Annotated in this window: 19 protein-coding genes; 6 read left to right on the forward strand and 13 right to left on the reverse strand. The window is 55.0% G+C overall.

The features are described 5' to 3' along the window. Positions 1-20: 20 nt before the first annotated feature. The 8 genes from rseP to rpsB form a co-directional block, all read right to left on the reverse strand. Positions 21-1,370, reverse strand: a complete 1,350-nt coding sequence (gene rseP, locus ACLRGG_RS03580; protein ID WP_416248459.1) for a sigma E protease regulator RseP — start codon at positions 1,368-1,370, stop codon at positions 21-23. An 8-nt stretch (positions 1,371-1,378) separates the two neighbouring features. After that, on the reverse strand, positions 1,379-2,236 hold the full coding sequence (cdsA, locus tag ACLRGG_RS03585; protein ID WP_416248460.1) for a phosphatidate cytidylyltransferase: 858 nt from the start codon (positions 2,234-2,236) through the stop codon (positions 1,379-1,381). 18 nt (positions 2,237-2,254) lie between these two features. Beyond that, positions 2,255-3,007, reverse strand: a complete 753-nt coding sequence (gene ispU / locus ACLRGG_RS03590; protein WP_416248461.1) for a (2E,6E)-farnesyl-diphosphate-specific ditrans,polycis-undecaprenyl-diphosphate synthase — start codon at positions 3,005-3,007, stop codon at positions 2,255-2,257. Between the two features lie 181 nt (positions 3,008-3,188). Further along, on the reverse strand, positions 3,189-4,391 hold the full coding sequence (gene ispC / locus ACLRGG_RS03595; RefSeq protein WP_416248462.1) for a 1-deoxy-D-xylulose-5-phosphate reductoisomerase: 1,203 nt from the start codon (positions 4,389-4,391) through the stop codon (positions 3,189-3,191). 139 nt (positions 4,392-4,530) lie between these two features. After that, entirely contained in the window at positions 4,531-5,088 is a 558-nt protein-coding gene (frr, locus tag ACLRGG_RS03600; RefSeq protein ID WP_416248463.1) for a ribosome recycling factor, read from the reverse strand. A gap of 136 nt (positions 5,089-5,224) precedes the next feature. Beyond that, positions 5,225-5,950, reverse strand: a complete 726-nt coding sequence (gene pyrH / locus ACLRGG_RS03605) for a UMP kinase (protein WP_067706559.1) — start codon at positions 5,948-5,950, stop codon at positions 5,225-5,227. A 158-nt stretch (positions 5,951-6,108) separates the two neighbouring features. After that, the gene (tsf, locus tag ACLRGG_RS03610) at positions 6,109-6,960 is read right to left on the reverse strand and encodes a translation elongation factor Ts (protein ID WP_067706563.1); all 852 of its coding nucleotides are present in this window, start codon (positions 6,958-6,960) and stop codon (positions 6,109-6,111) included. 237 nt (positions 6,961-7,197) lie between these two features. Next, entirely contained in the window at positions 7,198-7,923 is a 726-nt protein-coding gene (gene rpsB, locus ACLRGG_RS03615; protein ID WP_416248464.1) for a 30S ribosomal protein S2, read from the reverse strand. A gap of 421 nt (positions 7,924-8,344) precedes the next feature. Here rpsB and map point away from each other — a divergent pair, with 421 nt between their 5' ends. The 4 genes from map to ACLRGG_RS03635 all read left to right on the forward strand — a co-directional run bounded on the left by map (position 8,345) and on the right by ACLRGG_RS03635 (position 13,593). Then, positions 8,345-9,139, forward strand: a complete 795-nt coding sequence (gene map, locus ACLRGG_RS03620) for a type I methionyl aminopeptidase (protein WP_416248465.1) — start codon at positions 8,345-8,347, stop codon at positions 9,137-9,139. A gap of 156 nt (positions 9,140-9,295) precedes the next feature. Further along, positions 9,296-11,941: a bifunctional uridylyltransferase/uridylyl-removing protein GlnD gene (glnD, locus tag ACLRGG_RS03625; RefSeq protein ID WP_416248466.1), complete on the forward strand. Its 2,646-nt coding sequence runs from the start codon at positions 9,296-9,298 to the stop codon at positions 11,939-11,941. 116 nt (positions 11,942-12,057) lie between these two features. Next, entirely contained in the window at positions 12,058-12,882 is an 825-nt protein-coding gene (gene dapD, locus ACLRGG_RS03630; RefSeq protein WP_416248467.1) for a 2,3,4,5-tetrahydropyridine-2,6-dicarboxylate N-succinyltransferase, read from the forward strand. A 318-nt stretch (positions 12,883-13,200) separates the two neighbouring features. After that, positions 13,201-13,593 carry a DUF3461 family protein gene (locus ACLRGG_RS03635; protein WP_416248468.1) on the forward strand — a complete coding sequence of 131 codons (393 nt, stop codon included), beginning with the start codon at positions 13,201-13,203 and terminating at the stop codon, positions 13,591-13,593. A gap of 189 nt (positions 13,594-13,782) precedes the next feature. Here the strand turns inward: ACLRGG_RS03635 and ACLRGG_RS03640 are convergent, their stop codons facing one another. The 3 genes from ACLRGG_RS03640 to dgt all read right to left on the reverse strand — a co-directional run bounded on the left by ACLRGG_RS03640 (position 13,783) and on the right by dgt (position 18,369). Then, positions 13,783-14,940, reverse strand: a complete 1,158-nt coding sequence (locus ACLRGG_RS03640) for a CdaR family transcriptional regulator (protein ID WP_416248469.1) — start codon at positions 14,938-14,940, stop codon at positions 13,783-13,785. A gap of 345 nt (positions 14,941-15,285) precedes the next feature. After that, complete coding sequence (gene degP, locus ACLRGG_RS03645; protein WP_416248470.1) at positions 15,286-16,716, reverse strand: serine endoprotease DegP; 1,431 nt, start codon at positions 16,714-16,716, stop codon at positions 15,286-15,288. Between the two features lie 147 nt (positions 16,717-16,863). Next, positions 16,864-18,369, reverse strand: a complete 1,506-nt coding sequence (gene dgt, locus ACLRGG_RS03650) for a dGTPase (protein WP_416248471.1) — start codon at positions 18,367-18,369, stop codon at positions 16,864-16,866. 127 nt (positions 18,370-18,496) lie between these two features. Here dgt and mtnN point away from each other — a divergent pair, with 127 nt between their 5' ends. Continuing rightward, complete coding sequence (gene mtnN, locus ACLRGG_RS03655; protein ID WP_067706918.1) at positions 18,497-19,195, forward strand: 5'-methylthioadenosine/S-adenosylhomocysteine nucleosidase; 699 nt, start codon at positions 18,497-18,499, stop codon at positions 19,193-19,195. A gap of 251 nt (positions 19,196-19,446) precedes the next feature. Further along, entirely contained in the window at positions 19,447-19,698 is a 252-nt protein-coding gene (locus tag ACLRGG_RS03660; protein WP_067706597.1) for a hypothetical protein, read from the forward strand. A gap of 62 nt (positions 19,699-19,760) precedes the next feature. Here the strand turns inward: ACLRGG_RS03660 and erpA are convergent, their stop codons facing one another. Next, on the reverse strand, positions 19,761-20,105 hold the full coding sequence (gene erpA / locus ACLRGG_RS03665) for an iron-sulfur cluster insertion protein ErpA (protein WP_067706600.1): 345 nt from the start codon (positions 20,103-20,105) through the stop codon (positions 19,761-19,763). A gap of 90 nt (positions 20,106-20,195) precedes the next feature. Further along, the coding region (clcA, locus tag ACLRGG_RS03670; RefSeq protein ID WP_416248472.1) for a H(+)/Cl(-) exchange transporter ClcA at positions 20,196-21,225 on the reverse strand (1,030 nt) is incomplete at its 5' end.

The following is a 21,225-nucleotide window of genomic DNA, read 5'->3' on the forward strand; positions in this document are numbered from 1 at the left end:
GCTCGCTTATTTCTGAACGCCTATAACCGCGAGAAATCATTGAAAAGTGCAAGCCCCATTAACAGCACCAGCAATACAGAGCCGATGCGATAGCTGAAGTCCTGAACTCGCTCAGACACCGGCCCACCTTTGATCTTTTCGATCGCCAGGAACAACAAATGTCCACCATCTAGTACCGGCAGAGGGAACAGATTGATAATACCGAGGTTTACGCTGATTAATGCGAGAAACATCAGGTAATAGATCAAACCATATTCTGCCGACATCCCAGCGCCCTGGGCGATTGAAATCGGCCCGCTGAGATTATTTAACTTCACTTCACCCACAATCAGCTTGCCCAGCATGTTGACCGTCAGCTTCATGAGCTGCCAGGTCTTTGCGCTGGCCTCGCCTGTCGCGGCAAACGGGCCATACTGACGCACCGTTTTGTATTCAGCTGAAAGCGGAACGATGCGCGGGATAACCCCCGCAAAACCCTGAGCCTTATTGCCCACCCTGGCTTCCGGGGTCAGCATTACCGTCACTGAACCGCCCTGCCTTTCCACTTCTACCGCCATCTCTTTACCGGGATTTTCCCGTATGAGGGCGGCAAAATGTTGCCACTGGTCCAGCGGTTGACCATCGACTTTAACGATCCTGTCGCCCGCTTGCAAACCCGCCTTACTTGCTGCCGAGTTAGCCTGTACCTCAGCCAGTACGGTTTCAATCTGCGGGCCGCGTGGCTGAATACCCAGTGACGTGACCGGATCCTGTCTGTCTGGCTCGAACTGCCAGTTGCGAAGATCGACCCGCTTTTCCGATATCTGTGTACTGCCAAATGGGGCGACGCTCAACGTCATTTGCGTGTCGCCAATTTTAGATATCAGTGCCATACGCACAGCATCCCAGTCTGGCGTTTCGATACCGTCAACGGCTTTAAGTTCCATTCCAGGTGTAATTTGGGCTGCCGCAACCGGCGAATTGCTTACTATCTCACCAATTACCGGTTTTACACCGGGAACGCCGATGATAAAAACCAGCCAGTACGCAAAGATGGCAAAGAGGAAATTAGCGATGGGGCCTGCGCTGATAATGGCAGCGCGTTGCAGGACCGTTTTGTTATTGAAGGTGCGATGGCGAAGCTCGGGCGGCACGCTTTCAATGCGCTCATCGAGCATTTTCACATAGCCGCCGAGCGGGATGAGGGCGAGAACGTATTCGGTTCCCTGCGCATCACGGCGTCGCCAGAGGGCTTTGCCAAAACCTATGGAGAAGCGTTCAACCTTAACGCCGCAGCGGCGCGCCACCCAGAAGTGGCCAAACTCATGAACGGTAATTAACACGCCCAGTGCGACGATAAACGCGCCCAAACTCCATAGAATGCTCAGCATAACGTCCCTTATAGCGTCCCGAAGACCAGCAGCAGCAGGCAGGCAAACACCGGTACGGCGGCGGTGAGGCTGTCTATACGATCGAGGATACCGCCATGGCCTGGGATAAGATTTCCACTGTCCTTAATGCCCGCTTCACGCTTAAACATGCTTTCTGTCAGGTCGCCCAGCACCGAGGCCAGCGCGGCGACCACCGTGCAGCTCAGCAGCGTGACGATTGGTACGTTAAGCGGCGTCCAGAGGCGGAATAGCCAGGCGATAACCAGCGACGTCACCAGCCCCCCCAGAAAGCCTTCCCAGGTTTTACCCGGGGAGACCTTTGGCGCCAGCTTATGCCGGCCAAACAGGCGGCCAAACATGTAGGCGCCGGAGTCGGCTCCCCAGACCAGCAGCATCACATACAGCAGCCACCAGGCGCCGGCAAAATGGTCGGCATCGTAGTGGTACTGGCGCAGCGTCAGCATGCCCCAAAAGAATGGGATGATGGTCAGCAGCCCGAACAGCAGGCGCAGCGGGCGGGAGGTTCGCCAGAAGGCGGCGGATCCGGGGTACAGGAGTACCATAATCAGCGCCACCCCCCACCAGACCATCGCCGCCCAGAGTGAAACGGCAATCTGAGGAAGGTGAACAGAGTGCTGCCAGGCAGGCAGGGTGAACATCATGAAGACGAGAAGCAAGCCGCACAGCACGGCCAGCCAGATGCGCTGGGAACGTGAGGCGAAGCCTGCGAACTGTCCCCACTCCCAGGCGGCCAGCATACAGACCACCAGGGTGATGAGCGCAAATCCCAGTGGCGGCAGCAAAAAGAGCGCAGCGATGACAATTGGGATAAGTATAAACGCGGTAATCAGGCGAGACTTCAGCAAAGATTACCCCCAGTGCGCTCAGGCGCCGCCGGGTGCTGCGCCGCCAAAGCGACGCTCTCGTTGTGCAAAAGCATTCAGTGCACCTTCAAAAACTTGTTCATCAAAATCAGGCCAGAGAACGTCGGTAAAAAAGAACTCTGCATAGGCGACCTGCCACAGCAAAAAGTTACTAATCCGATGCTCACCACCTGTCCTTATTACTAAATCCACCGGCACCAGCTCGTTAAGGCAAAGATGAGGGCTAAGGGACGCTTCCTCAATCTGGTCTGGACGAATCAGACCTTCCTGCACCTGCTCAGCGATTTTTCTGACGCCCTGAATAATATCCCAACGGCCACCATAATTCGCGGCAATGTTGAGAGTGAGTCCATCATTTTGTTGAGTAAGTTCTTCTGCACGGCGAATTCGCTCCTGCAGACGGCCATTAAACCGGCCAATGTCACCAATGATCCGCAGGCGGACGTTATGCTTATGCAGGCTTTTTACTTCGCTGTCCAGCGCCCAGACAAACAGCTCCATCAGCGCCATGACTTCCTGCGGCGGACGGTTCCAGTTTTCACTGCTGAATGCGTAGAGCGTCAGCGCTTTAAGCTTGCTGCTGACGGCAAAACTCACGGCACGACGCACGGATTTTACGCCAGCTTTGTGGCCCGAAATGCGCAGTTTTCCCTGGTTTTTAGCCCAGCGACCATTGCCATCCATTATGATGGCCACGTGACGGGGGTTCTCCCCCAGCAGTTCATCGCTGTTTATTCGATTTTCGGACGACATAACGCGTAATTATTTCCTTTACTCAGAAATCATGTGGCTTCTGAAATATCTTACCCGCCCGACACAAAAAAGCCGTGTCTTACACGGCCTGCTTTACCGCAACGCAGATTTTAATTAGCGGGCCAAGACTATACCATCTCCGCCCCCGCCCCACAAATAGCGGCAGGAGCATGCCCGCGAATTAACGACCGACCGCGTAGCCAGCCAGGCTGGCCGATGCGGCTGCCCGCGCCTGCCGGTCAATTTCCAGCACCGCCTCAACGCTCTCTGGCTCTGCAATGGAGAGCGTCTCCAGCACGGTCATGTTCAGCGCTGCAATATCGGTAAAGCGGATCTGCCCGGCAAGAAATGCCGCTACGGCAATTTCATTTGCGGCGTTCAGCGTCGTGGTGGCCGCCTGCCCTGCTTCGCAGGCATCAATTGCCAGCTTCAGACAGGGATAGCGTGCATAATCCGGCTCGGCAAAGGTCATTGCCCCCATGCGCGTAAAATCAAGCGGCGTTGCGCCAGACTGAACGCGCTGCGGCCAGGCCATCACGTGAGCGATGGGCGTGCGCATATCCGGCGACCCCAGCTGAGCCAGCACGCTGCCATCACGATAGCGCACCATGGAGTGAATGACCGACTGCGGGTGCAGGATCACTTCCATCTGGGCATCAGTCGCATTAAACAGCCAGCGGGCTTCGATATATTCCAAACCTTTGTTCATCATGGTGGCCGAGTCAACGGAAATCTTGCGCCCCATCGACCAGTTCGGATGCGCACAGGCCTGGTTCGGCGTCATATGCGCTAACGTCGCCAACGGCACGTCACGAAAGGGGCCACCCGACCCCGTCAGGATAATGCTGTCAATGCCATTATCTTCGAGAGAAGCGTACCCTAACTGCTGCTGGAGGGAAGCGGGTAAACTCTGAAAAATCGCGTTATGCTCGCTATCGACGGGAAGCAGCTGGGCTTTTGAGGCGCTGACCGCCTCCAGAAAAAGCTGGCCGCAGGTCACCAGGGACTCTTTGTTGGCAAGCAGCACCTGCTTTCCGGCGCGAATAGCGGCCAGGGTGGGCATTAAACCTGCCGCCCCAACGATGGCCGCCATGACCTGGTCAACCTCATCAAGCGCGGCGAGATCGCAGGCCGCCTGCTCCCCACTCAGCACCTCGGTCGCCACATTCAGTTCTTTCAGGCGCTGCCGCAGGGCGCTGGCCGACTGTTCGTCCGACATGGCCGCCCAGGCGGGCTTAAAAGCCTGGCACTGCTCAGCCATGCGCTCAACGTTGCGTCCAGCAACCAGCGCCTTAACGGAGAACAGATGCGGATTCGCGCTGACGACCGCCAGCGTACTGGTGCCGATAGAGCCGGTCGAGCCGAGGATGGTCAATTGCTTCATGAGGTTGCTCTGCGTAGTGAACGACGAAATGGGCCTGCTTGCCGCCTTCGCCAGATAAGAGAATAAATGCAAAACGCCGTAAGACTGACCACTCAAAAGAACGGCAATCTGTACGGCGTTTCATCGGTGCGTGACGAACTCAGAAGTCCATCAGCTCCGTTTCTTTTTCTGCCAGCGCAACATCCACTTTCTTGATGAAGACGTCGGTCATTTTCTGAATATCATCCTGTGAACGACGCTCTTCGTCTTCACTGATCTCTTTGTCTTTCAGCAGTGCTTTTACTTTGTCGTTGGCATCGCGACGGACGTTGCGTACGGAGACGCGGCCCTGCTCAGCTTCGCCACGCACCACTTTGATCAGGTCTTTACGACGCTCTTCGGTCAGCGCTGGAAGCGGAACGCGGATATCCGTCCCCGCAGAGCTTGGGTTGAGACCCAGATCCGAGGTCATAATCGCTTTTTCAACGGCGCTGCTGATTGAACGGTCAAACACGTTAATCTTCAGCGTACGTGAGTCTTCCACCGTGACGCTGGCCAGCTGGCGAAGCGGCGTGGAGGAGCCGTAATAGTCAACCATAATGCCGTCGAGAATGCTGGGTGACGCGCGGCCGGTGCGGATTTTGCTGATGTGGCTTTTGAATGCCTCTACGCATTTGTCCATGCGCGTTTCTGCATCTTTTTTGATTTCGTTAATCACGTTGGAACCCTTGGATTCTGGTTACCAGGCAGGCCCTGTACAACAGGACCCGATTAAAAATAGTCATTACGTCTGAGTGTAGCGCGAACTGTGCACTACGGGGGCAGAATATACCTTAACTCGACGCCGACGGATATTATTGCGTGATCAGGGTGCCTTCTTTTTCACCCATTACCACGCGGCGCAGAGCGCCAGGCTTGTTCATATTAAACACGCGGATCGGTAATTTATGGTCGCGGGCCAGCGTAAAGGCCGCCAGATCCATCACCTTCAGCTCGCGCTCCAGCACGTCGGCGTAGCTGATCTGATCGTACAGGGTGGCGTCAGGGTTTTTAACCGGATCGGCTGAGTAAACGCCATCAACTTTCGTCGCCTTCAGGACCACGTCAGCCTCGATTTCGATACCGCGCAGGCAGGCCGCCGAGTCGGTGGTGAAGAAGGGGTTACCGGTACCAGCAGAGAAAATCACCACGCGGTTATTGCGCAGCAGGCTGATGGCCTCTGCCCAGCTGTAGTTATCACACACGCCATTCAGGGGGATAGCGGACATCAGGCGGGCGTTCACATAGGCACGGTGCAGCGCATCGCGCATCGCCAGACCATTCATCACGGTTGCCAGCATACCCATATGGTCGCCAACTACGCGATTCATTCCAGCCTGCGCCAGTCCGGCGCCACGGAACAGATTACCACCGCCGATAACCACACCTACCTGAATGCCCAGTTCTACCAGCTCTTTGACTTCCTGAGCCATACGATCCAGCACGCTTGCATCGATACCGAAGCCTTCGGCACCCTGCAGGGCTTCACCGCTTAATTTCAGCAGGATACGTTGATATACAGGTTTTGCATTGGTCGCCATGGTGTTTTTTCCTGGAAGCTATCGTCGATAAGGGGAGTTAAATCTGCACTATCATCCCTTCAGGACCGGAGAAATACTATTGGGATGAGACTGAAAATGAGCGGCGCCTGCCTGAGGCAGACAAAAAAGAACCGCCGGAAGGCGGTTCTTATCGGGCATTAAGACTGTTTGGACATCGCAGCAACTTCTGCTGCGAAATCGGTCTCAGCTTTCTCAATACCTTCACCCACTTCAAAGCGGATGAAGCTGGTCACGTCTGCATTTTTTTCTTTCAGCAGCTGACCAACAGTTTTAGCAGGATCCATCACGAAAGGCTGACCGGTCAAAGACACTTCGCCGGTGAATTTCTTCATGCGGCCTTCAACCATTTTTTCAGCGATCTCTTTTGGTTTACCAGACTGCATGGCGATGTCCAGCTGAACCTGGAACTCTTTCTCTACCACTTCAGCAGAAACGTCTTCTGGCTTAACAAATTCTGGCTTGCTTGCCGCAACGTGCATAGCCAGTTGCTTAACCAGCTCTTCGTCAGCGTTTTTAGCCGCGATCAGTACGCCAATACGCGCGCCGTGCAGGTAGCTACCCAGTACGTCGCCTTCCAGAGAAGCGACACGGCGAATGTTGATGTTCTCGCCAATTTTAGCAACCAGCGCAACACGTTCTTCTTCGAACTGTGCTTTCAGCACTTCAACGTCAGTGATTTTACCGGCAACAGCCGCGTCCAGCACTTTGTCAGCGAAGGCCTGGAAACCACCATCTTTAGCAACGAAGTCAGTCTGGCAGTTAACTTCCAGAATGATGCCGTAGTTGCCTTCGATTTTGGTTTTGATCACGCCGTCAGCAGCAACGTTGCCTGCTTTTTTCGCCGCTTTGATCGCGCCAGATTTACGCATGTTCTCGATTGCCAGCTCGATGTCGCCGTTGGCTTCGGTCAGTGATTTTTTGCAGTCCATCATGCCAGCGCCAGTGCGCTCGCGCAGTTCTTTTACCAGAGCAGCAGTAATATCAGCCATTCTCTCATCCTCGGTTAGCACAGCATTCGCCTGCCGGTAGCCCTGTGGCGCTGACGCGACAAATGCCTGGTTTCGGGAGAAACATTCCGCCCCGCCCCCCCGAAAGGCAGCAAAGCGAATTCGAAAAAATAAAGGGGCCAAGCTGGCCCCTTACAGATTAATATCTGATCTTTATACCCTGGATTCTCAGATTACCGCGAACCAGGGTATTAAGGGCGCTCTGAGGAGCGTTCCTGATTACTCAGCTTCAGCGAAGGTTTCTTCAGCCTGCTGAGCCAGGTCCTGAGAGCGACCTTCACGTACGGTGGTTGCTACGGCGGTCAGGTACAGGTTTACCGCACGGATGGCGTCATCATTACCCGGGATAATGAAGTCAACACCGTCTGGATCAGAGTTGGTATCAACGATAGCGAACACTGGGATACCCAGGTTGTTAGCTTCTTTGATAGCGATGTGTTCGTGATCGGCGTCAACAACAAACAGTGCGTCCGGCAGGCCGCCCATGTCTTTGATACCGCCCAGGCTGTTTTCCAGCTTGGCCAGTTCACGCGCACGCATCAGCGCTTCTTTCTTGGTCAGCTTATCGAAGGTCCCGTCCTGAGACTGGATTTCCAGATCTTTCAGACGTTTGATGGACTGACGAACGGTTTTCCAGTTGGTCAGCATGCCGCCTAACCAGCGATGGTTTACGAAGAACTGATCGCAGCTCAGCGCAGACTCTTTGATCGCTTCGCTTGCAGCGCGCTTGGTACCAACGAACAGAATCTTGCCTTTACGGGCAGAGATTTTGCTCAGTTCAGCGAGAGACTCGTTGAACATCGGCACGGTTTTCTCAAGGTTGATGATGTGAACTTTGTTACGTGCGCCGAAGATGAATGGCTTCATTTTCGGGTTCCAGTAACGGGTCTGGTGACCGAAGTGTACACCAGCCTTGAGCATGTCGCGCATGGAAACAGTTGCCATGATTACCTCTATAGAATGTGTTGGGGTTAGGCCTCCATGTATCCCATACAACCGACCCACTAAGACAAGCGCCGAACCTGTTGTTCATCGAACGCCTGGTCTGATTAACGTACCAGAGGTACGTTGCTCATCCTGCCGCGTTTCGCCGTTCAACGGTCTGCGCTTATGTCGCCTTTGGGGCACCCCGGTGTATGTGTCGATACATGTGTGTTATTTACACGGGAGAGTTATGCGTTCTCGGTGACATTTGTCACAAAGAATCGTCGGCGCGCTTTATACCACAAAGCACAGGTTGAAGCCAATATTAGTTATCACAGCACCGCCAGGCAGAAACTGCAATTGGCAGAGCCTGGGCAGGCTGCTAACATTGCCTCACTTCCTTTATTATTGTCGAAAATAACGACATCTGCGGACAAAATGAATGGCGATCTCAATTAAGACCCCTGAAGAAATCGAAAAAATGCGCGTAGCGGGCCGCCTGGCGGCAGAAGTGCTCGAAATGATCGAAGAGCACGTTCGACCCGGCATTAGCACCGGTGAGCTGGATCGCCTGTGTCACGAACATATTGTTAATTCCCAGCAGGCGATCTCCGCCTGCCTTGGCTATCACGGTTTTCCGAAATCCGTCTGTATTTCCATCAATGAAGTGGTTTGTCACGGCATTCCGGACGATGAAAAAATCCTCAAGGATGGCGATATCGTCAATATCGACGTGACGGTCATTAAGGACGAGTATCACGGCGACACCTCCAAAATGTTTATCGTCGGCAAGCCCACTATTCTGGGCGAGCGTCTCTGCCGTATCACGCAGGAGAGCCTTTACCTGGCGCTGCGTATGGTAAAACCGGGTATTCGCCTGCGCACTCTGGGCCGTGAGATTCAAAAGTTCGTCGAAGCGCAGAATTTCTCCGTAGTGCGCGAATATTGCGGCCACGGCATCGGTAAAGGTTTCCACGAGGAGCCGCAGGTGCTGCACTACGATGCGGATGACGGTGGCGTGGTACTCCAGGCCGGTATGGCCTTCACCATTGAACCCATGGTCAATGCCGGTGATTACCGTATCCGCAGCATGAAAGATGGCTGGACGGTGAAAACCAAGGATCGCAGCCTGTCAGCACAGTACGAGCACACCATTGTGGTGACGGAAAACGGCTGCGAAATTATGACGCTGCGTAAAGATGACACCATTCCTGCCATCCTGACGCACGACGCTTAACGCTGTAACGAAAAAAAACCGGTGAGAGCCGGTTCCAGCTTGCTGAAGAATCCCACTCTCTTTAAACCGGCGCAGGCCGGTTTTTTTTGATCTGTAGTGGGCGGTGGCGCTATTGTCAGTTTGATTATCGTCACAAAGACCAACCAGGAGCCAGGCGTGAGTAAAAAACTGATCGATTACGGGCTGTCCGATTCGCCTGCCGACTGGGAAGAGAGCCAGCTGACGCGCGAGCAGCTGAAATTGCAGCTGGAACGCTTTCAGCAGGGGATGGCCGACGCGTTTGATAACGGCTTTGACGCAGAAGATCTGATTGCTGCGCGTACGCTGTTTATCGATCGCCTGCTGAGGCGGCTCTGGCGCTTCTACGGCTTCCCTGAACAGCTGGATATCGCGCTGGTCGCCGTGGGCGGCTACGGACGCGGCGAGCTGCATCCGCTTTCCGATATCGACGTGCTGATCCTCAGCCGCAGCCCTCTTTCCGCGCAGGACGCCCAGCGTACCAGCGAGCTGCTGACGCTAATGTGGGATCTCAGGCTGGAGGTGGGCCACAGCGTACGCACGCTGGAAGAGTGCCTGCTGGAGGGGTTGTCCGATCTGACCGTAGCCACCAATCTGATTGAGTCGCGAATGCTGACCGGCGATGTTGCGCTCTTTCTTGAACTGCAAAAAAACATTTTCAGCGACGGCTTCTGGCGCTCGGACCAGTTTTTCGCGGCGAAGATTGAGGAACAGCAGGAACGCCATCTGCGCTATCACGGCACCAGCTATAACCTGGAGCCGGATATTAAAAGCAGCCCCGGCGGCCTGCGCGACATTCATACCCTGCTGTGGGTTGCCCGCCGCCATTTCGGTGCCACCTCGCTGGACGAAATGGTCGGTTTTGGCTTTCTGACCGGGGCCGAGCGCAACGAGCTTAACGAATGTCAGAGTTTCCTCTGGCGCATCCGCTTTGCGCTGCATCTGACCCTGACCCGCTACGATAACCGTCTTCTGTTTGACAGACAGCTGAACGTCGCCCAGCGGCTTGACTACCAGGGCGAAGGTAATGAGCCGGTTGAGCGGATGATGAAGGACTTTTACCGCGTGACCCGGCGCATCAGCGAGCTGAACCAGATGCTGCTACAGCTTTTTGACGAAGCGATACTTGCGCTGGGCGAAGACGAAAAACCCCGTGCCATCGACGATGAGTTCCAGCTGCGCGGTACGCTGATTGACCTGATCGATGAGACGCTTTTTGCCCGCCAGCCCGAAGCGATTATGCGCATGTTTTACACGATGGTGCGCAAACCCGCTATTACCGGGATCTACTCCACCACGCTGCGCCAGCTCAGACATGCCCGACGCCACCTCAGCCAGCCACTGTGCACTATCCCACAGGCGCGACAGCTTTTTCTGTCGATTCTGCGACACCCGGGTGCCGTCAGCCGGGCGCTGGTGCCGATGCACCGCCACAGCGTGCTCTGGGCCTATATGCCACAGTGGGGCAACATCGTCGGCCAGATGCAGTTCGATCTGTTTCACGCCTACACCGTTGACGAACATACGATCCGCGTTCTGCAAAAGCTGGAAAGTTTTGCCAGCGAAACGACACGTCCGCGTCACCCGCTTTGCGTGGAGATTTGGCCACGTCTGCCCCAGCTTGAGCTGCTGCTAATGGCCGCCCTGTTCCACGATATTGCCAAAGGGCGCGGCGGCGATCACTCCATTCTGGGCGCGCAGGATGCGCTTGAATTTGCCGAATTACACGGGCTGAACTCCCGCGAAGCTCAGCTGGTCGCCTGGCTGGTGCGCCACCATTTGCTGATGTCGGTCACCGCGCAGCGCCGTGATATTCAGGACCCCACCGAAATCCAGCAGTTCGCCGAAGTCATGCAGAATGAAAATCGCTTGCGCTATCTGGTCTGTCTGACGGTCGCAGATATCTGCGCCACCAATGAAAACCTGTGGAACAGCTGGAAGCAGAGCCTGCTGCGCGAGCTGTTTTTTGCCGCCGAAAAGCAGCTGCGGCGTGGAATGGAGAACAGCCCGGATCTGCGCGAGCGCGTCCGGCACCATCGGCTGCAGGCGCTCGCGCTGTTGCGCATGGATAATATTGACGAGCAGGCGCTGCGTAATATTTGGGGGCGCTGCCGGGCGGACTACTTCCTGCGCCATACGCCTAATCAGCTGGCCTGGCATGCACGTCATCTGATGGAGCACGATCTGAGTAAACCGCTGGTGCTGGTTAGCCCTCAGGCGACCCGGGGCGGCACTGAGATATTTATCTGGAGCCCGGACAGGCCTTACCTGTTCGCCACCGTCGCCGGGGAGCTGGACAGGCGAAATCTGAGCGTACACGATGCGCAGATCTTCACCAGCCGGGACGGTATGGCGATGGATACCTTTATCGTGCTGGAACCCGACGGCAGCCCGCTGGCCGCCGACCGGCATGGGATGATCCGCCAGGCGCTGGAGCAGGCTATCGACCAGACCTGCTGGCAGCCGCCGAAAACGCGCCGCCAGTCCGCCAGGCTCAGGCATTTTTGCGTGGAAACCGAAGCGAAATACCTGCCGGCGCATACCGACCGCCGTACCTATATGGAACTGATTGCCCTGGATCAGCCGGGACTGCTGGCCAGAGTGGGCGAAGTTTTTGCCGATCTGGGCGTCTCGCTGCACGGCGCACGCATCAGTACCATTGGCGAGCGGGTAGAGGATTTATTTATTCTCGCCAACGGTGACCGACGCGCGCTCAGCCCGGAATTGCGCGAAGTGCTACAACAACGGTTGACAGAGGCCCTTAATCCAAACGATAAAGTGTGACCTGGATTTACTTTTTTAACCCATCTTTCAGCGTTCAGTGCAGACTGGCTGCTGACCTGAACGGGCGGTTATCCTCCCCGCTCATGATGATGATTTGACACAGGAAATTTTGAATAATGCAACAATTACAGCATGTTATTGAAAGCGCCTTTGAACGCCGTGCCGAGCTGACGCCTGCCAGCGCAGATACCGTTACCCGCGAAGCGGTGAACCAGGTCATCGCCCTGCTCGACAGCGGCGCCCTGCGCGTATCCGAGAAAATCGCAGGTGAGTGGGTGACGCATCAGTGGTTGAAAAAAGCGGTACTGCTCTCTTTTCGCATCAATGATAATCAGGTGATTGAGGGTGCCGAAAGTCGTTTTTACGACAAAGTGCCGATGAAGTTTGCCGACTACGACGACGCACGCTTTAAGAAAGAGGGCTTCCGCGTCGTGCCACCGGCTGCGGTACGCCAGGGTGCCTATATCGCCCGCAATACCGTACTGATGCCTTCGTATGTCAATATTGGCGCATACGTCGATGAAGGCTCAATGGTGGATACCTGGGCGACGGTTGGATCCTGCGCGCAGATCGGTAAAAACGTTCACCTTTCCGGCGGCGTAGGCATCGGTGGCGTACTGGAACCTCTTCAGGCGAACCCAACCATTATCGAAGATAACTGTTTTATTGGCGCGCGTTCAGAAATCGTGGAAGGCGTGATTGTTGAGGAAGGCGCGGTCATTTCGATGGGCGTCTATATCGGCCAGAGCACTAAAATTTACGATCGTGAAACTGGCGAAGTTCATTACGGTCGCGTCCCTGCGGGATCGGTGGTGGTGTCGGGCAACCTGCCGTCGAAAGATGGCCGCTACAGCCTCTACTGTGCCGTGATTGTGAAAAAGGTTGATGAAAAAACCCGTGGCAAAGTCGGCATTAACGAACTGCTGCGCACCATCGACTGATCCTTTACGGGCCGCCTCACGTGGCCCGTAAACTATATTTTACACCCCCCTGTTCTAAACCTTTTTCCCGCCGTAAATAATCAGATGCTATTGCGCAACAACTAAGCGATAATCCGCGCCGTTAAGCGCACAGGTGCTCCCCGACCGCTTTTTTAATTTTCACATATACTCACAAGTACGGGAGGAGCGAGCCAGGCAAAACCTGATCCACTGCTTAGCTTTTCTCACCAACATAACCTGCGTGAGGATGGCGGATACCGGGAAGTCCTGCATTGCAGCGCAGTCAAAACTAATCTCTCCCGAACAGGAAACGTGACCATGTATGACAATTTAAAAGGCCTGGGTATCAGTAATCCCGACGATATCGATCGTTACAGCCTGCGCCAGGAAGCCAGCAACGATATTCTGAAAATCTATTTCCGCAAAGATCGGGGTGAGTTCTTTGCCAAAAGCGTCAAATTTAAGTATCCGCGCCAGCGGAAAACCGTCGTCGCCGATAACGTGAGTCAGGGCTACAAGGAAATTCAGGAAATCAGTCCCAACCTGCGTTACGTGATTGATGAGTTAGATAGGATCTGCCAGCGCGACCAGGTCGAAGTCGATCTGAAACGTAAAATTCTGGAAGACCTGCGTCATCTGGATCACGTGGTGACGAATAAGATTGCTGAAATCGAATCCGATTTGGAAAAACTGACCCGCAGCGGCCGTTAATCTCCCCCTCCGGGCAAACCGACTTGTCGGTATGCCCGATGCTTCCCCTCAGCCAGCTTCGAACCTGCTTATTCAGCGTAACGCCACGAACCTTGCTGCCATCAGGCTTCCTCATCCAGCTTCAGCGCCCTGGGCCAGAGTGTCATCAGGCTTCCTCATTCAGCTTCAGCGCCCTGGGCCAGAGTGTCATCAGACCTCCTCGTCCAGCTGTAGCGCCACGTAAAGCAGCAGCCGGTCATCGAAATGGCTCAGATTCAGTCCGGTCAGCTCCGATACCCGGTTAAGCCGATATTCCAGCGTATTACGATGAATAAACAGTGCTTTTGCCGTGGCGGAGGGCTGAACATCGTGGCTAAACCACGCGCTAAGCGTACGCTGCAACAGGCCGTTATTATCCATTGCCTTAAGCTTTTTCAGGGGCTGCGACAGCTCACTGGCCTGCCATCCTCCGCGCAGGCTGTCGAGGAGCACCGGCAGCATCAGGTCCTGATAAAAATAGCGCCGCTGTTCAGGCATCCGCTGCTTGCCCACCAGCAGGGTGGTACGGGCGGTGCGGTAAGAACGCGCAATGCTGCCGGGGCCGGTAAAAAAGTTTCCCAGCGCAATACGGATGCGCAGATGGCCATTCTCTTTCATTCGCGACAGCAGCAGATCCACGCGTTTGCGATGATCCCCGGCATCATAGCGCCCATGGAGGTTAAGCGCGGGCTTTAAGACCACCATCTCCGTCAGCGAGACGATGGCGATCAGGTTGTCGCGCTCGGGCGTCGTCAACATGGTCTGGAGCTGTTGCAGTTCAGACATGGCGCTGTCCACGCCGAGCTGGCCGCTGTCCACTTCCACAACCGCAACCACGCGCGGCTGGTCTAAATCGATTCCCAGCCGCTGTGCCCACTCCGTCAGCGCGGGCGAGAGCGTTTCACTGCGGATCAGGTTTAACACCAGCTCCTCACGCAGCCTGCTATCCTGCGCCAGGATATGCAGCAGACGCGCCTGTTCAAGCATCATTTCAGCGGTCATACAGACCAGCTCACCATAATGCCGCAGGCTGGCCGGTTCGCCGGTCAGGCCGATGACGCCAACAATATCACCGGCAATACGCATCGGCAGATTAATACCCGGACGCACCCCATGCAGATGCTTCGCCACCGCGTCGTCAATATCCACGACCCGCGCCTGCGACAGGGCCAGCAACGCGCCTTCGTGCAATTCGCCAATACGCTCATGATCGCCGCTGCCAATAATTCTGCCGCGGGCATCCATCACGTTGACGTTGCTATCAATAATCTGCATCGTACGGGCGACAATTTTCTGCGCCAGCCGTGCATCAAGATGACAGGTGGACATGAATCACTCCTGAAAAACCCTGGATAATGCAGCATAACGGGCAGTTCCCGGCCTGCCATTGTGCAACTGCCCTAAGTGCGGCGCCTTATATGAAAATTGCGGCAAGGTTCACAAATGAGCTGCAAGAAGGCCGCTGGACGATGATGCGGATCTGCCAGGTTATTACAGACGTGTTAAGTCTTGAAGAGGTGCCAGGTATTGCGGGTGGGTCAGATAGTGCAGATGTGCCGGGTATCGCAGGCAGGTCAGGAAAGTATATTGAAGGTAAAACAGGTGCCGGTTGGTCACCGGCACCTGCCTGCTGGCGTTATTACGCGCCGCTATTTAAGGACTGCTCGCCCCCACCTACTGCATTAACAGATAGATCGAGCTGTCACCGCGTTGAATATTCAGCGCCAGCACGGAAGGCTTGGTGTCGAGGATTTTACGCAGCTCGCCCAGGTTAGCAATGGCCTGCTGGTTAACGCCCAAAATCACATCATCCTTCTTCAGACCAATTTTCGCCGCGGCTGAACCTGGCTTGACGCTGTCGACCTTCACGCCTTTCACCCCTTTGGCCTCGACGTTGCTCAGGTCTGCGCCTTCAATTCCGGTATAAATATTGCCGGAGTCGACCTTAGTCTGCGTGCTCTGCTGTAGCTCAACGTTCACCGTCAGCGGCTTGCCGTCACGGATCAGGCCCAGGGTCATTTTCGTGCCAACCGGCAGCGATCCAATTTGTGCGCGCAGGGCGGCAAAGCTGGAAATAGCCTTACCGTTGATGTTAACCACCACGTCGCCGGCCTTCACACCCGCTTTTGCCGCAGAAGAGTTAGCCAGCACCTGGCTGACAAACGCGCCGCGCTGAGCGTCGACCTTCATCGCTTTAGCCAGCTCGGAGTTCAGCTCGGTGCCCATAATGCCCAGCTCACCGCGTTTCACCTGGCCGTATTCGACCATCTGTGCCGTCAGGTTTTTCACCATATCGGACGGGATAGCAAAGCCGATACCAATGTTGCCGCCGTCCGGTGCCAGAATCGCGGTATTAATGCCGATCAGCTCACCGTTAAGGTTGACCAGCGCGCCGCCGGAGTTGCCCCGGTTAATCGCCGCATCGGTCTGAATAAAGTTTTCATAGTTTTCGACGTTTAAGCCGCTACGTCCCAGCGCTGAAACGATCCCCGAGGTAACGGTTTCACCCAGGCCATAGGGGTTACCAATGGCAACGGTGTAGTCGCCAACGCGCAGATCGTCAGAGTCGGCCATCTTGATCGCAGTCAGATTTTTCGCGTCTTTAAGCTGAATAAGCGCGATATCGGATCGAGGATCTTTACCGATGACTTTTGCATCATATCGCCGGCCATCACTGAGCTGGACCTGGATTTTAGTCGCATTATCAACCACATGGTTATTGGTCACCACATAGCCTTTAGCGGCGTCAATCACCACGCCCGATCCCAGCGCACGGAATTTTTCCTGCTGAGTATCTGCGCCATCCTGATCCTGACCCCCGCCCTGACACACGGGTGAGTTCTGGAAGGGCGAGCCATCCTGACAGAACGGCGAGTTACCGCCAAAGAACTGCTGGAACTGCTGCGGCAAACGCGGCGTACGAACGGTGGTGCTCCCTTCAACATTAATACTCACTACCGAAGGCATCACTTTTTCTAACATCGGCGCCAGGCTCGGAAGCTGCTGGTTAGAAGAAGAAGCGGTTTCTGCCGCGGAGACAGTCAGCGGGGTCATCGCCATTCCCAGGCTCAGAGCCAACGCGCCAGCTAAAATAGTTTTTTTCATGCGTCTTTTCTCTATGTGTCCAATTATGTAACCATTGCTGTGGTCGTGTTGGTAAGATTCAATTATTATCGCTAAGTTCATGTATTTGTTTCAGCTAAAGGTAAAAATTTATTCTTTGGCTTTACAAAACTTAAAGGCCTGTCGTTATTATTCGACGGCCATTAAACGACGGTACTCATCCCACGCATACAGGTCGGTCATGCCGCTCACGTAATCCTGAAGCATACGCGCCCGATAATAATATTCCCAGATGGCAATATCATTGCCCCGCTTATCCAGACGCCCTACGGCTTCACTGTAAGCAAGCCGAAAGCGCGTAGAGAGTTTATGGAAAAGGCGTGTTTCAATAGGAAAGTGCTTCAGGTAATCTTTTTCCATCAGCTCGGAAAATCCCTCCCTGCTGAGCGCTAAAAGCGGGCGATAAATATCCAGCAGGCCGCTAATAACACGGTATCCCTGTAGCTCAAGCTGTTCAACGTCAGGATGATTAAATACGTGACTAAACGCGACTTTCTTGAAAATTTCTAATAACTGGTTTTGTGGACTGCCATCCTCAAGTAGCGCCGCATTAAATTCACCGCTAAAGATCGCCGACATATTATCAATAAAGCGGCTTGCGGTATGCGGAACCAGTTTGGCCACGGTATTAACCCGCAGATACATAAAAAACTGATCCTCACTGCTGCGGCTAAACTGCTGACTGCGGGATTTTTCCAGGGCGCTGGTCACCACCAGTTGAAACAGATCGTTGGGCTGGTGATCAGGCCAGAGTGCAAACAGGTGTTCATAAAGCTGTTCAACGGTGAAAATCTTTTTCTCCACCGCATCCTCTAAATCTGCCACGCAATAAGAAATATCGTCGGCGGCCTCCATAATATAGGTCAGCGGAAAACGACAGTGGGGCTGAAGGTCCAGTTCTTTGCGCAGCCGCCCGACATACTCTTCCTCAGAAAGATAATAGCCGGGCTTTTTCATCAGATAATCGTGCGTGGCGGGTATTTCGCCATTGAACCAGGCCGGGCGGGTATATTTAAAAATGCAGCCGACCTGAGCCCAGGTGAGATTCATCTTCAGCAGGGAGTGCACCATGCGGATCGCCTGCGCGTTACCCTCAAAATGTGAAAGGTCCTGACGGATTTTCGCCCGGAGAGCGTTAAAGCCGTCGGTCTGATAACGCAGCACGTCGGGTTCACAGCGGTCCGCGCGCGCATTATCCGGCCGGTGAGCCGCATCCAGCCGCTGCGTAAACCAGTCATTGATCGCCGACTCGCCGAAGTGTCCGAAAGGCGGGTTTCCGATGTCGTGCATCAGGCAGGCCATTTCCACAATACTTTCAAATGGCCCGGTCAGTTGAGAAAGCCCATATTTCTCCAGCTTATCCAGCTCCTTCAGCCGGGTGAGCACTTCTTTGGCGATATAGCGTCCTACCTGCTGCACCTCCAGAGAGTGGGTCAGACGGGAGCGCACCGCGGCATTACGCTCCAGCGGAAAGACCTGCGTTTTCTGCTGTAGCCGACGAATGGCCGCAGAATTGATAATGCGTCCACGATCGCTTTCGAAAATGCGTAAAATTTCATGCTCGTCTTTTTGCCCCGTCTGAGGGTGATAGCGGCGCTGATAATTAATTTTTTTCCTGAAGTCGATATCGTTCATGCCTGGGTCCCCTTTTTCCACCCGATACCCGCTGGAGGTGCGTTTTGTGGATTATGTCCTGTATCCTGCCATGCTAGACTATGCGCTGAAAAGACAGGCAATTTCCACCACATTAGCGAGTATCTCTATGAAAGCAGGCATTATTGGTGCAATGGAGCAGGAAGTTACCCTGCTGCGCGACAAAATCGAAAACCGTCAGACGCTGACGCTGGCGGGCTGCGAAATCTACACCGGCACGCTGAACGGTGTGGAAGTGGCCCTGCTTAAATCGGGCATTGGCAAGGTTTCTGCTGCCATGGGCACCGCCCTGCTGCTTGAGCGCTGCAAACCTGACTTTATTATCAATACGGGCTCTGCGGGGGGTCTGGCCCCCACGCTGAACGTGGGTGATATCGTGGTGTCTGACGAAGTCCGCTACCACGACGCCGATGTCACCGCCTTTGGCTACGAGCTGGGACAGATGGCGGGCTGCCCGGCGGCTTTCACCGCTGATGCGGCGCTGATTGAAGCCGCAGAAGCCTGCATCAGCCAGCTGGGGCTGAATGCCGTTCGCGGACTGGTTGTCAGCGGCGATGCGTTCATTAACGGTGCCGGTCCGCTGACCCAGATTCGTACCCACTTTCCCAAAGCCATCGCCGTGGAAATGGAAGCTACCGCCATCGCCCACGTCTGCCACCAGTTTGGCACGCCGTTTGTCGTGGTTCGCGCTATCTCTGACGTGGCGGATCGGGAATCTCACGTCAGCTTTGAAGAGTTCCTCTCCGTTGCCGCAGCCCAGTCATCGCTGATGGTTGAGACGCTGCTCACGCACCTGTCGCGTGGCTGACACGCGTGTACTTCTGCTGCTGTGCGGGCTGATGTTCGTCGCAGCGGCAGCGGCAGCGGCAGCGGCAGCGGCAGCGGCAGATATTGGACAGGTTAATCCTGAGCGATAAGTAAAGCTTAAAACGTTATCCGAAACGATTAAAGCTTCGGCAAATAAAGTCGTTAACATCACAGAGAGCCGGTGAGTATTTTCACTTCCGCGCGCTCCTTTGGGCATAAGCCCTGATTTTTTACACCAGGAAATAAAACATCATGAAAGCCGTTTATCTGGCCCTTGGCCTGATTATGGCTGGTCGCGCCTGCGCTGCATCCATTACCGGCAGCATCGGGGTCAAACTGACCATTTACCCGCAGTGTTACATTGACGGGCAAAGCACGACGCCAGCATCTTCTCGCGCAGTCAACTGTGGTCGGTTACATGACGCACAGCCGAAAGTGACCCAGACCGTTATTTCAACGGAGGCCTCTCAAAGCGGAACAACATTGATGACGGTTGAGTGGTAAAAGCAGCAAGGCAAAGAAAGAATATGCCCCGGGAGCAATCTCTCCGGGGCACCAAAGCAGAGTCAGATACTGAAAGAGGAACCACACCCGCAGGTGGTTTTGGCATTGGGGTTAGTTACGATGAATCGCGATCCTTCCAGCCCTTCGGTGTAGTCCACCGATCCCCCCACCAGGTATTGCAGGCTCATCGGATCGACCACCAGTGAAACACCCGATTTCTCGATGGTCATGTCACCGTCATTCACTTTATCGTCAAAGGTGAACCCATACTGAAAGCCGCTGCAGCCGCCACCGGTGATATAGACCCGCAGCTTCAGCTCAGGATTTTCTTCATCTGAAATCAGATTCTTAACTTTACTGGCCGCTGCGTCGGTAAATTGCAGGGGCAGAGCCATTTCATCACTCATTTAATACTCCAGTATGCATTAAGGCAGGAAGCCTTACAGGTCATAAATCGACCATCATGTGCACCATTATCCAATACACCCGTATAGCAATCAAGTATCAGCCTGTTTACCCGCGGACAGGGTGGCATTCCGTGCGGCCAGCGCGCAATCCTCTTTTTCTTGCTGCCTTGCCAGAATTCGCGCCAGCAGCGACGAGTAGAGCGGTTTACCGCCGAGGAACTGGGCCAGCAGCGTGGCACCCAGGCAGGTGATAATCATGGGTAAGATGAGCTGGTAGTTATCGGTCATTTCCAGCACCAGCACGATACCGGTCAGCGGCGCGCGGACGGAGGCGGCAAATAGCGCGCCCATACCGGCTATCGCAAAGGTGCCCGCGTCAAGATGATAAGCAGGAAACAGTGCACAGCTAGCCAGGCCAAACGCCGTTCCCAGCAGCGTACCCAGCGCCAGCATCGGGGCAAAGATACCGCCGGGCGCGCCGGAGCCAAAACAGAGCAGCGTGGTCAGGATACGCGTGATGAAAATAAACAGCAGCATACCCACGGTATAATGACCCGCCGCCGCAATGGGGATTAGGGCAAACCCGCCGCCAGCCGCCTCGGGTTCAATCATACCCAGCACGCCGCACACGCCTCCCAGCGCAGCCCCAACCCACAACAGCTTGTGCCGACTGTCGCCATACAGCCGCTGGAACAGGGCCTGCGATTTGAAGATAAGCGCGTTAAACAGTACGCCCACTATGCCGAAAATCATCCCCAGCAGCAGGTAGAGCCACAGCGTATTGACCGGCGCGCTGGCCAGTCTGCCGACGTTGATTACCGCCCCTTCGCCGTTGAAAATGCGGAAAACCACGCTGGAGGCGATGACGCCAATAAACACCGCTTTGATTGATATTACGCTGTAGCGAAATTGCAGCCGCATCTCTTCAATAATAAACAGGATCCCGGCCAGCGGCGCATTAAAAGCCGCTGCCAGCCCCGCCGCCGCGCCCGTTGCCAGCAGAGAGTGCCGCGCCTCCGCGCTTTTCATACGGAAAATATCCAGCACCATCCGCCCCAGATTTCCGCCCATCTGTACGGTCGGTCCCTCCCGCCCCAGCACCTGTCTCTTATACACATCT

Origin of the sequence: Erwinia sp. PPS120, from assembly GCF_047918655.1 — a bacterium.
GTDB lineage: Bacteria > Pseudomonadota > Gammaproteobacteria > Enterobacterales > Enterobacteriaceae > Erwinia > Erwinia tasmaniensis_A.

Coding starts and splice junctions, on each gene's coding strand:
- rseP (WP_416248459.1), bottom strand. CDS start 1,370: ATGCTGAGCATTCTATGGAGTTTGGGCGCGTTTATCGTCGCACTGGGC.
- ispU (WP_416248461.1), bottom strand. CDS start 3,007: ATGTCGTCCGAAAATCGAATAAACAGCGATGAACTGCTGGGGGAGAAC.
- ispC (WP_416248462.1), bottom strand. CDS start 4,391: ATGAAGCAATTGACCATCCTCGGCTCGACCGGCTCTATCGGCACCAGT.
- pyrH (WP_067706559.1), bottom strand. CDS start 5,950: ATGGCGACCAATGCAAAACCTGTATATCAACGTATCCTGCTGAAATTA.
- tsf (WP_067706563.1), bottom strand. CDS start 6,960: ATGGCTGATATTACTGCTGCTCTGGTAAAAGAACTGCGCGAGCGCACT.
- rpsB (WP_416248464.1), bottom strand. CDS start 7,923: ATGGCAACTGTTTCCATGCGCGACATGCTCAAGGCTGGTGTACACTTC.
- map (WP_416248465.1), top strand. CDS start 8,345: ATGGCGATCTCAATTAAGACCCCTGAAGAAATCGAAAAAATGCGCGTA.
- dapD (WP_416248467.1), top strand. CDS start 12,058: ATGCAACAATTACAGCATGTTATTGAAAGCGCCTTTGAACGCCGTGCC.
- ACLRGG_RS03635 (WP_416248468.1), top strand. CDS start 13,201: ATGTATGACAATTTAAAAGGCCTGGGTATCAGTAATCCCGACGATATC.
- ACLRGG_RS03640 (WP_416248469.1), bottom strand. CDS start 14,940: ATGTCCACCTGTCATCTTGATGCACGGCTGGCGCAGAAAATTGTCGCC.
- degP (WP_416248470.1), bottom strand. CDS start 16,716: ATGAAAAAAACTATTTTAGCTGGCGCGTTGGCTCTGAGCCTGGGAATG.
- dgt (WP_416248471.1), bottom strand. CDS start 18,369: ATGAACGATATCGACTTCAGGAAAAAAATTAATTATCAGCGCCGCTAT.
- mtnN (WP_067706918.1), top strand. CDS start 18,497: ATGAAAGCAGGCATTATTGGTGCAATGGAGCAGGAAGTTACCCTGCTG.
- ACLRGG_RS03660 (WP_067706597.1), top strand. CDS start 19,447: ATGAAAGCCGTTTATCTGGCCCTTGGCCTGATTATGGCTGGTCGCGCC.
- erpA (WP_067706600.1), bottom strand. CDS start 20,105: ATGAGTGATGAAATGGCTCTGCCCCTGCAATTTACCGACGCAGCGGCC.